Below are 13,169 nucleotides of genomic sequence, written 5' to 3' on the forward strand. Positions count from 1 at the left end.
CCCCGTCTTCAAAATTCTTTTTGGCCCGATCTCGGAAGGCCATTACGCCCTTATAAGCGAATTTTGCCGCTGGGGGAGTCGAAGTCAACATTGATTTGCATGTGAATAGATGTTTTAAATACGAATATCAGCCGCACAGATGGCGATAAATGGACCTGCGTCAACGGGAGGATACGATGCAAAAATCCAATTTTTTTAAAGGCTTGATGGCCTGCACGGCCATGGTGGCTGTCAGCGAATCAGCATTGGCAAGTGAATGGGGTAGCTTCGACGGCGTGACCATCGAGGCCAAATTGATCGGTGGTCAGCAGTACGAAGGGCTTTATGGCCGCATTGCGGACTGGGAGGCCGCAACTGGCGCCAAGGTGGATATCATCTCCAAAAAGAGCCACTTTGAGATCGACAAAGAGATCAAGTCGGACATGGCGGCGGGCACCACTGACTGGTGCGTGGGCTCCAATCACTCATCTTTTGCGCCTCAGTATGAAGGGCTTTATACGGACCTGAACGATTTGGTGCCTGCGGATGTCGTGGCAGAGTTTGTTCAGGGCAACATCGGAGCTTCTACCGTCGGCGGCGAGCTGTTGATGCTGCCCCGTGCTCAGTTTGACGTCTCTGTGCTCTATTATCTGAAATCCAACTATGAAGACGCTGACAAAACTGCGGCCTTCAAGGCGGAATACGGATATGATCTCGCTGTTCCGGAAACTTGGGAGCAAGTGAAAGATCAGTCGATCTTCTTTGCTGACCCGCCAAATTTCTATGGCACCCAATACGCTGGCAAAGACGAAGCAATTGTGGGCCGTTTCTATGAAATGGTGGTCGCTGAAGGTGGCAACTATCTGGACGAAACCAAGAAGCCGATCTTCAACTCCGATGCGGGACAGCGCGCCTTGCAGTGGTTTGTTGATCTTTACGAAGCCAAAGCTGTTCCCGCAGGCACGACCAGCTATGTCTGGGATGATCTTGGGCAGGGCTTTGCTTCTGGCACAGTGGCGCTGAACCTGGATTGGCCAGGCTGGGCAGGCTTCTTCAACGATCCGGAATCGTCCAAGGCCGCAGGCAACGTAGGCGTGGCCGTGCAGCCAATGGGGTCCGTCACACGCACCGGTTGGTCCGGGCACCACGGTTTCTCGGTTACGAACGACTGCGCCAACAAAGAGGCAGCCGTGTCTCTGGTCAATTTCTTGACCAGCGAAGACAGCCAGTTGGCTGAAAGCGCCGGCGGCTCGTTGCCAACGCGTTCCGCAGTATGGGAGGCCAATGTGGCCGCTGCGAAGGCGGGCGATGACGCGTTCCGTGCCGAAGCTCTTGCAGCCTTTGCCGAAGGTGCCAAATACGCCTTTGCCGTTCCACCGATCCCGGAATGGGGCGAAAGCACAAACATAGTGTTCCCAGAATTGCAGGCTGCGATTGTTGGCGACAAAACTGTGAAGGAAGCATTGGATGATGCGGCAGAGGCCGTGGACGAACTGATGCGCGAGTCAGGCTACTATTAAGCCTTCTCCCAGGTTCAAAGGCGGGGTTACTCTGCCTTTGAACCGACCCTTAACTCAGACAAAGGTGCGAAATGACCCGTCGCCGCTTGCCCGAGTGGTTCGTCTTGCTGTTGCCTGCGATCATTGTGATTGCCGCAGTGGTGCTGATCCCACTCCTCTTCTCGCTCTATTCCAGCTTTACGCCCTATAAGCTGACCCGCCCGTCGACCCTTTGGAAATGGGTGGGCACCTACAATTATGAAAAAATCCTGAGCGACGCGAAGTTCTGGGCCGCCTTTGGCCGCACCGTGTTGTTCCTGACCATCGTTTTGAACCTGGAACTGCTTTTTGGTCTTGGCATCGCTTTGATGATGAACAAGGTCACTTGGGGGCAGCGCACGCTGCGCACCATTCTGATGTTCCCGATGATGTTCTCGCCCATTCTTGTGGGCTTTCAGTTCAAATTCATCTTCAACGACAACATTGGCCTCGTGAACAACGTCTTGCAATCCATGGGGTTCAATGTGGCGCTGCCGTGGTTGGTGGATGCAAAGTTGGCGATGTTCTCAATCATGTTCGCCGAGATATGGATGAGCACGTCGGTGTTTGCGATCCTGATCCTGGCTGGCCTGTTCGCGATGCCGCGTGATCCGCTAGAGGCAGCCAAAGTGGATGGCTGTACCCCATGGCAAAGCTTTCGCCATATCACGTTGCCGTTCCTGATGCCGTTTATCTATATCGCGATGACCATTCGCAGTCTGGATGTCGCCCGTGCCTATGACATCGTGCAGATTATGACGGGTGGTGGCCCCGCGCGACGGACCGAACTTCTTTGGACGTTGATGAGCCGCACAGGCTATGTCGACGCCCGCATGGGGTTGGCCAATGCGATGGGCTATGTGTCGATCCTGCTGTCGATCCTTTTCACCATCTATTTCTTCCGCAAGCTGAGTGCCGCACGCGCTGAGCTGGGCATGGCGGGGTAAGGCTCATGGACCGCAATCAATCTCACCGCAATCGCCGCCGCGTGCTCAAGACGCTGCACTTCACCGCTCTCTTCTTGACCATGATGATTATCTGCATCCCCGGCCTGTGGATCGTGTTGAATTCGTTCCGCCCCACAGTGGAGATCATGGCCAAACCGCCGGTTTGGGTGCCGAGTTTCACGCTGGATCACTACCGCGCCATGTTTGCAGGCGCTGGCGAAGGCGGCGTGCCGGTCTTTAGCTACTTCCGCAACTCGTTGATCGTGTCTGTTACCTCAACCCTGATTGCCATTCTGATCGGCATGTCAGGTGGTTATGCCTTTGCCCGCTACCGGTTCAAGGGCAAAAACGGCTACTTTGTCGGGCTGATGTTGTTCCGGGCCGTACCCGGTGTGGCGCTTTCGCTGCCGCTGTTCATAGTCTTTGCCAAAGTGGGCATCATCGACACGCATTTCGGCCTGATTCTGGCTTATGTGGCGATGAACGTGCCCTTCACTATCTGGCTCACAGATGGCTTCTTTCGCCAAATTCCCAAAGAGCTGCACGAAGCGGCGGAAATCGACGGTTGCACGCGGTGGCAGGCGTTCTGGCAAGTGGAGTTCCCGGTTGCCCGTTCAGGTGTGGCTTCGGCGGCGATCTTTGCCTTCCTTACCTCTTGGAACGAATTTGCGCTGGCGTCACAGCTGACGCGTTCGGTGGGGTCTAAAACCATGCCGGTTGGCCTGTTGGACTTCACCGCAGAATTCACCATCAACTGGGGCGGTATGTGCGCCTTGGCGGTCCTGATGATCGTCCCCGCCCTGATCCTCACCTTTATTGTGCAGAAACACTTGATCGCCGGCCTGACCTTCGGCGGCGTCAAAGGATAACGGAAATGACCGAAGTAACCCTTTCCAAAGTCGTCAAAAAATATGGCGCGCTGCAAGCCGTACACGGCATCGATCTGGACATTAAGGACGGCGAGTTTGTTGTGCTGGTTGGCCCCTCGGGCTGCGGTAAATCCACCACTTTACGCATGATTGCAGGGCTGGAGGATATCTCCGGCGGCGAGGTGGCCATCGGTGGGCGGGTTGTGAACGACCTGCCCCCGCGCGAGCGCAACATCTCGATGGTGTTCCAGAACTACGCGCTATACCCGCATATGACTGTGCGCGAGAACCTCGGCTTCAGCCTAAAGATTGCCAAAAGGCCGGAGCAGGAGATTGTCAAAGCCGTGGATGAGGCGGCTGGCATTCTGGGGCTCGACGAATTGATGGACCGCAAACCCGCCGCGCTCTCCGGTGGACAACGTCAGCGGGTGGCCATGGGGCGCGCCATTGTGCGCCATCCGGATGTGTTCTTGTTTGACGAACCATTGTCCAACCTCGACGCTAAACTACGTACCCAGATGCGGGTTGAAATCAAAAAGCTGCACCAAAAGGTCGAAAGCACCATCATCTATGTGACCCACGATCAGGTCGAAGCGATGACACTGGCGGACCGGATTGTGCTGATGCGCGACGGGCACATCGTGCAGGTTGGCACCCCGTTGGAGCTGTTCAACAAACCGGTGGATACCTTTGTGGCCACCTTCATCGGCTCGCCGCCGATGAATTTGGTGGATGGGGTGGTTCAGGGCGATTCAATTGTTCTAAACGGCAGTGTCTCGGTGCCGCTGCCGGTCAGCGCCGGAAAACTCACCAACGGACAAGCGGTCAAATTTGGCTTTCGCGCAGACAATCTTATGCCAATTGGGCATGCGGTCGAAGAGGAGGGGGCGGCGCACGAGGTGGACCTTTCGGTCACACTCACGGAACCTCTGGGTACCGAGACCCTCCTCTACACCAACATGGCAGGCGTTGAGGTGCAGGCCAAAATGTTCAACCCGCGTCCTGTGGCACCGGGAGAACAGCTGCATTTCCGCTTGACGCTCGATAAATGCCATGTGTTTGACGCCAAATCCGGCCAAGCGGTACGGGGCTGAAACATGGCAGTGATCACCCATATCGAACTGCGCATGGTGGATCTCGCTCCCAAGGTGGAGCGGGTGGACGCCATTCAATCCTTTGTCTCGCAAGAAACGCCGATTCTGACGATCTTTGACAGCGACGGCGCGTGCGGCACAGGCTACAGCTACACCATCGGGACCGGTGGCCCGTCGGTTATGGCGCTGCTGGAACATACGCTGCTGCCACGTCTGATCGGTCAGGACGCAGACCGCATTGACGGTATCTGGCGTGACTTGCTTTATGCCACGCATGCCACGGCTGTGGGCGCCATCACCTCTTTGGCGCTGGCGGCAATTGACACGGCGCTGTGGGATCTGCGCTGTCGAAAACAAAACCTGCCTCTGTGGAAAGCCGCGGGTGGCAGTCGCGATCATATCCCCCTTTACTCCACTGAAGGAGGCTGGCTTCACCTCAGTACGGAGACCCTGGTCGAAGACGCGCTTGCCATGCAGGGGCAGGGTTTCAAAGGGTCCAAGATCAAGATTGGTCGCCCACATATTTCCGAGGACGCCGAACGTCTTGCTGCTGTGCGCGACGCCGTTGGGCCCGGTTATGAAATTCTGACCGATGGCAATCAAGGTTTCACCCTGTCCGAGGCCATCCGCCGCGCAAAGATGTTAGAAGAACATGGCGTCGGCTGGTTTGAGGAACCTTTGAAGGCGGACGATGTGGCCGCGCATCGCGAGTTGGCCGGCCGGACGTCGGTGCCCATTGCGGTCGGGGAGAGCATGTATTCTCTCAGTCAGTTCAAAGATTATCTGCAGGCTGGGGCGGCCTCAATCGTGCAGGTCGATGTGGCCCGCATTGGCGGTATCACGCCCTGGCTGAAAGTGGCGCATCTGGCCGAAGCCTTCAACGTTATGGTCTGTCCACATTTCCTGATGGAGCTGCACCTACCGCTGGTTTGTGCCGTGCCAAATGCAAAATGGCTGGAATACATCCCGCAATTGGATGGCATCACCGAAGAAACCATGCGGATCGAAAATGGCATGGCGCATGTCAGCAACGATCCGGGGCTTGGTATCACATGGGACTGGGAACGGCTGGATGCCTTGGCGCAGCCCAAAACGATCAAGGGGGGCGCATGATGCAACGCATGGGCATGGTGATCGGGATCAAACCCGAGATGATCGACACCTACAAACTGCTGCACGCCGATGTCTGGCCTGATGTTCTGTCGCAGATCAAAGGCAGCAACATTCGAAATTATACCATTTTTTTGCGGGAGCCGGAAAACCTGCTGTTTGGCTACTGGGAATACCACGGTGCGGACTTTGCCACCGATATGGCCGAAATGGCCAAAGACCCCCGTACGCAAGAATGGTGGACCCAAACGGACCCTTGCCAGTCTCCGCTCGCGACCCGCAACGCCGCGGAGCAGTGGGCGATGATGGAAGAAGTTTTTCACACGGATTGAGATGATGACAAAGACACAAGGCCGTTTGGCCGGAAAAACCACATTGATTACCGCCGCAGGCCAAGGCATTGGCCGCGCCACAGCAGAGCTTTTTGCCGCTGAAGGCGCGCAGGTGATTGCCAGCGACATCAACGATGCCGCCTTGGCGGAATTGGACGTAATAGAGGGCGTTACAGCGCTGAAACTCGACGTCACCGATGGTGCTGCTGTAGCGGAGGCCGCCAAAGACCTGCCGGCATTGGACGTCTTGTTCAATTGCGCAGGCTTTGTTGCCAACGGCAGCATTCTGGAGTGCCCCGAGACAGACTGGGATTTCAGTTTCGAACTCAATGTGAAATCGATGTATCGGCTTATCAAGCTGACTTTGCCCGCGATGTTGGAAAACGGAGGCGGCTCGATCATCAATATTTCCTCGGTGGCGTCCTCCATGCTCGGCGTGCCCAATCGCTTTGCTTATGGCGCATCCAAGGCGGCTGTGATCGGACTGACCAAAGCGGTGGCTGCCGACTACATCACCAAAGGTGTGCGGTGTAACGCGATTTGCCCTGGCACCGTGGACAGCCCTTCGATGCACGACAGATTACGTGCCACCGGTGACTATGAGCAGGCGTTGGAAAACTTTATCGCGCGCCAACCGATGGGGCGGATCGGAACCCCTGACGAAATCGCGGCATTGGCGCTTTATCTGGCGTCTGATGACAGTGCTTTTACCACAGGACAGGCCCTCGCCATCGACGGCGGCTGGTCAGTATAAGACTTCAAGGAGAACAAGAGATGAAACTTTTGCGGTATGGCGCGCTGGGCGCAGAGAAACCGGGATTGCTGGACGCAGACGGCAACATCCGTGACCTTTCTGGTGTGATTGGGGATGTTGCCGGGGAGGCGCTGAGCGATGAGAGTATCGCAAAGCTGCGAGGATTGGATGTAGCCAGCCTACCGCTGGTTGAAGGCAGCCCGCGTCTGGGTGCCTGTGTTGGGCACGCGGGTAAATTTATCTGTATTGGCCTGAATTACGCAGATCACGCGGCGGAATCCGGCATGGCTCTCCCTGAAGAGCCGGTGATTTTCTTCAAAGCCACTTCGGCCATTTGTGGCCCTGATGACGACGTTGAAATTCCGCGCAATTCGGTAAAATCAGACTGGGAAGTCGAATTGGGCGTGGTGATTGGCAAACCCACTAAATACGTCAGCAAAGAAGAGGCACTGGACCATGTCGCAGGATACTGCGTGGTCAACGACCTCTCTGAGCGCGACTTCCAACTGCACCGTTCTGGCCAGTGGGTGAAAGGCAAGTCTTGTGACACATTTGGCCCCATTGGGCCGTGGTTGGTGACCCGCGACGAAGTGTCGGATCCGCAAAACCTGCCGATGTATCTGGAGGTCAACGGCCATCGCTATCAGGATGGCTCCACCAAGACGATGCATTTTGATGTGGCCACTGTAATTGCCCACCTGTCGCAGTTCATGAGCCTGCAGCCGGGTGATGTGATCTCCACTGGCACACCCCCAGGTGTGGGTATGGGGCAGACTCCTGAAACCTACCTCAAGCCGGGCGACAAAATGGAGTTGGGCATCGAGGGTTTGGGCGTGCAAGTACAAACCGTGGTTGCGGGCTGATGGTTCAGATCACTGCGCTGCGTACCTACGATCTGCGGTTTCCCACGTCGGACGCGCTCGATGGCTCTGACGCCATGAACCCCGATCCGGATTATTCAGCCGCCTATATGGTGCTGGAAACCGATGGGTCTCACGAAGGTCACGGTCTGACGTTCACCATTGGCCGTGGCAACGAGATCTGTGTTGCCGCCATCATGGCGCTGCAGCATCTCGTCGTTGGTGTCGATCTTGACTGGATTCGCGATGACATGGGACGCTTTTGGCGTCATGTCACCGGCGACAGTCAGTTGCGTTGGATTGGGCCTGACAAAGGCGCCATCCATCTGGCCACCGGAGCGGTTGTGAATGCGGTCTGGGATCTGCTGGCAAAGGAAGCCGGCAAGCCCGTCTGGCAACTGGTCGCCGAGATGTCACCGGAAGAGATCGTCTCACTTGTGGACTTTCGCTACATGAGTGACGCCCTGACCCGCGAGGAGGCATTGGATATTCTGCGCCAAGCAGAGCCCGGCAAGCAGGCCCGCATCGCCACACTGAAAGCCGAAGGCTACCCGTGTTACACCACGTCTGCGGGTTGGCTCGGCTACTCAGATGACAAGCTGCGCCGGCTGTGTCGCGAGGCGCGGGAGGCCGGGTTTACGCATACCAAGTTCAAGGTTGGACGTGATCTGCAAGATGACATCCGTCGCCTGACCATTGCCCGCGACGAACTTGGCGATGAGATGAATATCATGATCGACGCCAATCAGGTGTGGGAGGTGGATCAGGCAATTGAGTGGGTCAAAGAACTGGCCTTCGCCAAGCCGCTTTTCATCGAAGAGCCGACAAGCCCCGACGATGTACTCGGCCACCGCAAAATCCGTGATGGTGTGGCCCCGATCAAAGTGGCCACCGGCGAAATGTGTCAAAACCGCATTCTGTTCAAACAGTTCATGGCGCATGAGGCAGTTGACTTTGTGCAGATCGACAGTTGTCGACTGGGAGGTCTGAACGAGGTGCTCGCGGTGCAACTGATGGCGGCCAAATTTGGCTTGCCGGTTTGGCCACATGCAGGTGGCGTCGGGCTGTGTGAATATGTGCAACACCTGTCGATGATCGATTATGTCGCCATCACCGGCGTAAAGGACGACAAGCGCATCGAGTTTGTTGACCACCTGCACGAGCACTTTGTTGACCCCTGCGTGGTAAAAAACGGGGCCTATCTGGCACCAAGCAAGCCAGGGTTCTCGATCGAAATGAAGCCAGAGTCGATTGCCACTTATCGTTTTCAACCTGCGCTGGCCGCGGAATAATCGATTGCCGCATTCGGGTTATTCGGGTGCGGCGCCAATTCAATACCAAACGATTTCAGCTGACCCAAAAGGTGCCCCATGAAGACCAACCGCATTGGCAACACCGACGTGATCGTGACCGAAGTCTCCTTTGGCTGCGCCAGCATTGGCAACCTCTACCACGCGGTGCCTGACGCCCAAGCACAGGATGTTATTGATACTGCTTGGAAGGCGGGTATTCGCTATTTTGACACGGCCCCTCACTATGGCCGTGGTCTGTCCGAGCAGCGATTGGGCAGTTACCTGAAAGGCAGGCCACGCGACAGCTACACTCTGTCCACCAAAGTAGGGCGCGTGTTGTCACCTGGGCAAGCGATGTCGGAGGCGGACGGGTTTGTTGACCCGCTACCTAACGACGTACGCTATGACTATTCCGGCGATGGTATCGAAGCGTCTCTGGAGGGCAGTTTGGAACGTCTGGGAACCACAATGATAGACATTGCCTTTGTGCATGACCTGGGCCGCTACACTCATGGCGCCGGTAACGACATGCACATGGAGGCGTTTCTAGGAAGTGGCCACGAGCGCCTTGTGAAACTCAAGGAAAAAGGCCGTATCCGCGCCTTTGGCCTTGGAGTGAATGAAAACGAAATTTGCCTGGAGGTCATGCAACACGGTTCGCTGGATGTAATCCTTTTGGCGGGGCGCCTGACTTTGCTGGACCGGTCCGCCGAAAAAGAATTGACGCAGCGCTGCCGTGAACAAGGCACCAGCCTTGTGCTTGGAGGGGTCTTTAATTCGGGCATATTGGCAACGGGACCGGTGGACGGCGCGACCTATGATTACATGCCGGCAAGTCCAGAGATTTTGGCGCAAGTGTCTGAGCTACAAGCCGCCGCCGAAACACTGGGCCTTCCGCTTGCCACCGCTGCGCTGCTGTTCGCAAAACAACATGATCTGGCAGCCTCGGTTTTGATTGGCACCGCCAAGCCCACGACCTTTCAACGCAACCTGTCGGCTGTGAGCATCGAAGTTCCCGATGGGTTTTCTAAAGCCTTCCAAATTTGAAACACCAGATTTGCCGCTCCTAGATTGGTGAATTGGCCGTTTCTTTTGCTGCGGTGTGTACCGTAGCTTGGGTCACTTCTTCATCGGCTAAGAATGACGCCCAGGTCCGCTTTGAGCTGGAGATCGCCATTTTTCTTCTTTCTCCTAGTACTGTGACTCCCACCAATCACACACATGAGTTCGGGCGCTATCCAGCCGGCGCGCTGATCTCCGACCCCAGCCTTTCGACGAATTTGTCTATTCGAAGGGAACGCACTGCGCGCGGGTTCAACAAAGCCACGATATCAGCGTCCGGGAGCGACCATTCTGGCAGCACGCGCACCAGCTTTCCAGCACGCAGATCGGCGGAAACGCTCCATTCAGACCGCTCCACGATGCCGAAACCCTCCAGCGCCCAGGCACGCAGGACTTCGCCATCGTTGCAGTCAAAGACCGGCCGTACCCGCAGGTTTGTCGCGATGCCGTCTGGGCCAGTCAGCGGCCAAAGCGACGCGTCGGCCCGGTTCTCGCGAACCACTCCGATTCTGTGAGTGGATAGGTCCTCCGGGCTCTGCAGCAGCCCGGCGCGATTGATGTAACTCGCCGATGCCACCAGCACCCTTCGGTTTGGCGCCAGTTTGCGCTGTGTAATGCGCAGGTCCGGCAACCGTCCAACATGGATCAGGACATCCCAGAGCCCGTCGCTCATCGCGCCTACAGGATCTTCGCTGAGATTGAGTGTTGGATGCAACTCCGGGTTTTCGTCACCAAACCGGGCGAGAACCGGGGCCACACGCAAACGGCCAAAGCCGAAAGGAGCGATGACGTGCAGGGGGCCCTCGATCCGTCCTGCCCGGGCCGACATTTCGTCCGCAAGGCTTGCAACGTCGTTCAGGATGTCCTTTGCACGGTTGACCAGATACGCCCCCTCGGCTGTCAACCTTAGGTGCCCGCGACCGCGGTCCATGAGCCGCAACCCTAGCCGGTCTTCTAACAGTGCCAGCCGTTGAGAAACCGCAGGTGGTGTGACGCCCAGATTGCGCGCCGCCGCTGCAAGGCTTGGTGCAGCGGAGAGGGCCGTTACAAAGCGGAGATCGGACGCATCAAGCATTAAGGCGTAACTTAATGTGGGCTTCAGATCATGTAAATGTGCCCCGAACATCAACCGTGATAGATCTCGGGTGCCACTGGAGGACGACCCTGATGAATGAACCTGGTCCGTTGACCCAAAACGATCTGCCCACCCCCGCGCTGTTGCTGGACAAGGCCCGGATGATGCGAAATATCGCGCGGCTGGCAGGGCACGCGGAGCGCCTTGGCGTGTCGCTGCGACCCCATTTGAAGACGGCAAAGTCCGCCGAGGTCTCGCGCCTCCTAACCGGGGGGACGCCCGGCCCCATTACCGTCTCGACCCTGGCCGAGGCCGAAGTGTTCTACAATGCCGGTCACAAGGATATCCTTTATGCCGTCGGGATCGCCCCGCAGAAGCTGGAACGTGTGCAAGCGTTGCGTGATCGCGGCTGCGACCTGGTGGTGATCCTCGACAGTGAGGCACAGGCGCGGGCCGTCGCGCTGGCAAACGTGCCTGCCCTGATAGAGATCGACAGCGACGGCCATCGCGGCGGGGTTCGCCAGAAAGACCCGGCATTGATCCAAATCGGCCGAATTTTGCAAGAACGCACGTGCCTTCGAGGCGTCATGACCCATGCGGGGGAAAGCTACAATGTGCGCGGCGATGCTGCCCATGCCAAGTTCGCAGAACGGGAGCGACACGCCGCTGTCTCGGCGGCAGAAGCGCTGCGCAATGCTGGTCTGCTGTGCTCTGTCGTGAGCGTCGGATCGACTCCGACAGCCCATGCCGCGCGGGATCTGACCGGCGTGACGGAGCTGCGCGCCGGAGTTTACATGTTTTTCGATCTGGTGATGGCCGGAATCGACGTCTGCACCGTCGACGATATCGCGCTCAGCGTGCTGACAACCGTAATCGGACACCAACCTGCCAAGGGCTGGATGATGATCGACGCCGGTTGGATGGCGCTGTCGCGAGATCGAGGGACGGCGGCGCAGGATGTGGACCAGGGGTATGGCCTTGTATGCGACGCGGACGGGCGCGTTCTCACGGATCTCATCGTGAGCAGCGCCAACCAGGAACATGGGATCGTTTCCCTGCGCCCGGGCGCGGATGGGCCGGCGCCGGAGCTGCCCATTGGTACTCGTCTGCGAATCTTGCCTAACCATGCCTGCGCGACAGCAGCGCAGCATGCCCGTTACCACGTTTTACAGCAGGACAATCGTCCAATGCAGACTTGGACCCGCTTCGGCGGCTGGTAAGGAAACTGACATGATACTGATTACTGAGGCTCAATCCGCAGCCATCATCACGCCTGAACTCGCTTTCGCGGCGATGCGAGAGGCCTTTATCGCCGCCGTCGCTCCAGGGGCCGCGAGTTTCCCGGTTGTGATCGCCCATGGCAGCGATCCGCAGAACCGCTTTACAATCAAGTCGGCCTCGGGGGCGGAATTGGCTGGGTTGAAGGTCGGTGCCTATTTCCCAACCAACGATGCACGTGGTCTGCCTCGGCATGCCTCGACCATCGTGCTGATTGACCAAACCACGGGACGTATCGGCGCTCTGGTAGAGGGTTCAATGGTTAACTGCTATCGCACCGCCGCAGCGAATGCTGTGGCCACAGATGCTCTTTCGCGTCCGAATTCCGAGGTCATGACGCTGCTTGGAACGGGCCACCAGGCCGCCTATGAGGCACAAGCCATCGCCCGCGTCCGAAAACTGTCCCATCTTCTGGTGGTCGGCAGAGATCCTGTCCGCACCGAAACTTTTGTCAAAAAGCTGCGCAGCTCCGGCTTGCCGGCAGAGGTCGCTGCGGCGGAACCCGCTGTCCGTGCTGCTGATATTATCGTGACGGCGACGACGGCCACCGCGCCTCTTTTTGAGGCCGCTTGGGTCCAGCCGGGAACGCATATTTCCTCTATGGGATCCGACAGCTTAGGCAAACAGGAACTACCTGCCGAAATCTTTCAACACGCCAACCTTGTTTGCGATTTGCCGGAGCAGTCAATGCGCATCGGGGAATTCCAGCACGCTGGCCACGAGGCATCCCCGACTGCAATTGGCGCGGTTCTCACCGGAGACGCACCAGGGCGAAAGGATGACGGAGAGATCACGATTTTCGACAGCTCGGGCATCTCTCTGCAGGATTTGCATATGGCAGAGGCGATCCTCGACCGGCACGAGGCAAACAGCGCAGCAGAAAGTTAGGGTGTTGGCTGCGCTATTCGCGTCTTTCGCCGTTTGGAAATGGGCATTGCCAGCTCTGGGTCAGGATCGCCATTATATTGACCCAGGCAAC

Annotated in this window: 13 protein-coding genes; 12 read left to right on the forward strand and 1 reads right to left on the reverse strand. The window is 57.4% G+C overall.

From position 1 onward, the window contains the following. Positions 1 to 176: 176 nt before the first annotated feature. The 10 genes from SHIM_RS16115 to SHIM_RS16160 all read left to right on the forward strand — a co-directional run bounded on the left by SHIM_RS16115 (position 177) and on the right by SHIM_RS16160 (position 9,822). A complete protein-coding gene (locus SHIM_RS16115) occupies positions 177 to 1,499 on the forward strand; it encodes an extracellular solute-binding protein (RefSeq protein WP_054003954.1) in 1,323 nt (440 codons plus the stop codon). A 71-nt stretch (positions 1,500 to 1,570) separates the two neighbouring features. Then, on the forward strand, positions 1,571 to 2,464 hold the full coding sequence (locus SHIM_RS16120; protein ID WP_054003711.1) for a carbohydrate ABC transporter permease: 894 nt from the start codon (positions 1,571 to 1,573) through the stop codon (positions 2,462 to 2,464). A gap of 5 nt (positions 2,465 to 2,469) precedes the next feature. After that, entirely contained in the window at positions 2,470 to 3,333 is an 864-nt protein-coding gene (locus SHIM_RS16125) for a carbohydrate ABC transporter permease (RefSeq protein ID WP_054003712.1), read from the forward strand. A gap of 5 nt (positions 3,334 to 3,338) precedes the next feature. Continuing rightward, on the forward strand, positions 3,339 to 4,427 hold the full coding sequence (locus tag SHIM_RS16130) for an ABC transporter ATP-binding protein (protein WP_054003713.1): 1,089 nt from the start codon (positions 3,339 to 3,341) through the stop codon (positions 4,425 to 4,427). Between the two features lie 3 nt (positions 4,428 to 4,430). Next, positions 4,431 to 5,540, forward strand: coding sequence for a mandelate racemase/muconate lactonizing enzyme family protein (locus SHIM_RS16135; RefSeq protein WP_054003714.1), 1,110 nt, complete (start codon positions 4,431 to 4,433; stop codon positions 5,538 to 5,540). Further along, positions 5,537 to 5,869 (forward strand): L-rhamnose mutarotase, encoded by a 333-nt coding sequence (locus tag SHIM_RS16140; RefSeq protein ID WP_241488901.1) that lies wholly within the window; start codon positions 5,537 to 5,539, stop codon positions 5,867 to 5,869. Before SHIM_RS16135 ends, SHIM_RS16140 begins: the two co-directional genes overlap by 4 nt. A 1-nt stretch (position 5,870) precedes the next feature. After that, positions 5,871 to 6,623 (forward strand): SDR family oxidoreductase, encoded by a 753-nt coding sequence (locus tag SHIM_RS16145; protein ID WP_082358430.1) that lies wholly within the window; start codon positions 5,871 to 5,873, stop codon positions 6,621 to 6,623. 20 nt (positions 6,624 to 6,643) lie between these two features. Then, positions 6,644 to 7,486, forward strand: a complete 843-nt coding sequence (locus SHIM_RS16150) for a fumarylacetoacetate hydrolase family protein (protein ID WP_054003715.1) — start codon at positions 6,644 to 6,646, stop codon at positions 7,484 to 7,486. Further along, positions 7,486 to 8,775 (forward strand): L-fuconate dehydratase, encoded by a 1,290-nt coding sequence (locus SHIM_RS16155; protein ID WP_054003716.1) that lies wholly within the window; start codon positions 7,486 to 7,488, stop codon positions 8,773 to 8,775. The genes SHIM_RS16150 and SHIM_RS16155 overlap by 1 nt, the downstream gene beginning before the upstream one ends. 78 nt (positions 8,776 to 8,853) lie before the next feature. After that, a complete protein-coding gene (locus SHIM_RS16160; RefSeq protein ID WP_054003717.1) occupies positions 8,854 to 9,822 on the forward strand; it encodes an aldo/keto reductase in 969 nt (322 codons plus the stop codon). A gap of 187 nt (positions 9,823 to 10,009) precedes the next feature. Here the strand turns inward: SHIM_RS16160 and SHIM_RS16165 are convergent, their stop codons facing one another. Then, complete coding sequence (locus tag SHIM_RS16165) at positions 10,010 to 10,912, reverse strand: LysR family transcriptional regulator (protein WP_054003718.1); 903 nt, start codon at positions 10,910 to 10,912, stop codon at positions 10,010 to 10,012. 92 nt (positions 10,913 to 11,004) lie between these two features. Here SHIM_RS16165 and SHIM_RS16170 point away from each other — a divergent pair, with 92 nt between their 5' ends. Both SHIM_RS16170 and SHIM_RS16175 read left to right on the forward strand, forming a co-directional pair. After that, positions 11,005 to 12,132 carry a DSD1 family PLP-dependent enzyme gene (locus tag SHIM_RS16170; RefSeq protein ID WP_054003719.1) on the forward strand — a complete coding sequence of 376 codons (1,128 nt, stop codon included), beginning with the start codon at positions 11,005 to 11,007 and terminating at the stop codon, positions 12,130 to 12,132. Positions 12,133 to 12,142: 10 nt separating this feature from the next. Then, positions 12,143 to 13,078, forward strand: coding sequence for an ornithine cyclodeaminase family protein (locus tag SHIM_RS16175; RefSeq protein ID WP_054003720.1), 936 nt, complete (start codon positions 12,143 to 12,145; stop codon positions 13,076 to 13,078). The last annotated feature ends 91 nt before the right edge of the window (positions 13,079 to 13,169 follow it).

The organism is Shimia sp. SK013, assembly GCF_001292625.1.
GTDB lineage: Bacteria > Pseudomonadota > Alphaproteobacteria > Rhodobacterales > Rhodobacteraceae > Shimia.

What these genes read in the sequence shown, in the direction of transcription:
- SHIM_RS16170 (WP_054003719.1), top strand. Translation starts at nt 11,005, where the DNA reads ATGAATGAACCTGGTCCGTTGACCCAAAACGATCTGCCCACCCCCGCG.
- SHIM_RS16160 (WP_054003717.1), top strand. Translation starts at nt 8,854, where the DNA reads ATGAAGACCAACCGCATTGGCAACACCGACGTGATCGTGACCGAAGTC.
- SHIM_RS16165 (WP_054003718.1), bottom strand. Translation starts at nt 10,912, where the DNA reads ATGCTTGATGCGTCCGATCTCCGCTTTGTAACGGCCCTCTCCGCTGCA.
- SHIM_RS16125 (WP_054003712.1), top strand. Translation starts at nt 2,470, where the DNA reads ATGGACCGCAATCAATCTCACCGCAATCGCCGCCGCGTGCTCAAGACG.
- SHIM_RS16135 (WP_054003714.1), top strand. Translation starts at nt 4,431, where the DNA reads ATGGCAGTGATCACCCATATCGAACTGCGCATGGTGGATCTCGCTCCC.
- SHIM_RS16115 (WP_054003954.1), top strand. Translation starts at nt 177, where the DNA reads ATGCAAAAATCCAATTTTTTTAAAGGCTTGATGGCCTGCACGGCCATG.
- SHIM_RS16140 (WP_241488901.1), top strand. Translation starts at nt 5,537, where the DNA reads ATGATGCAACGCATGGGCATGGTGATCGGGATCAAACCCGAGATGATC.
- SHIM_RS16175 (WP_054003720.1), top strand. Translation starts at nt 12,143, where the DNA reads ATGATACTGATTACTGAGGCTCAATCCGCAGCCATCATCACGCCTGAA.
- SHIM_RS16145 (WP_082358430.1), top strand. Translation starts at nt 5,871, where the DNA reads ATGATGACAAAGACACAAGGCCGTTTGGCCGGAAAAACCACATTGATT.
- SHIM_RS16155 (WP_054003716.1), top strand. Translation starts at nt 7,486, where the DNA reads ATGGTTCAGATCACTGCGCTGCGTACCTACGATCTGCGGTTTCCCACG.
- SHIM_RS16120 (WP_054003711.1), top strand. Translation starts at nt 1,571, where the DNA reads ATGACCCGTCGCCGCTTGCCCGAGTGGTTCGTCTTGCTGTTGCCTGCG.
- SHIM_RS16150 (WP_054003715.1), top strand. Translation starts at nt 6,644, where the DNA reads ATGAAACTTTTGCGGTATGGCGCGCTGGGCGCAGAGAAACCGGGATTG.
- SHIM_RS16130 (WP_054003713.1), top strand. Translation starts at nt 3,339, where the DNA reads ATGACCGAAGTAACCCTTTCCAAAGTCGTCAAAAAATATGGCGCGCTG.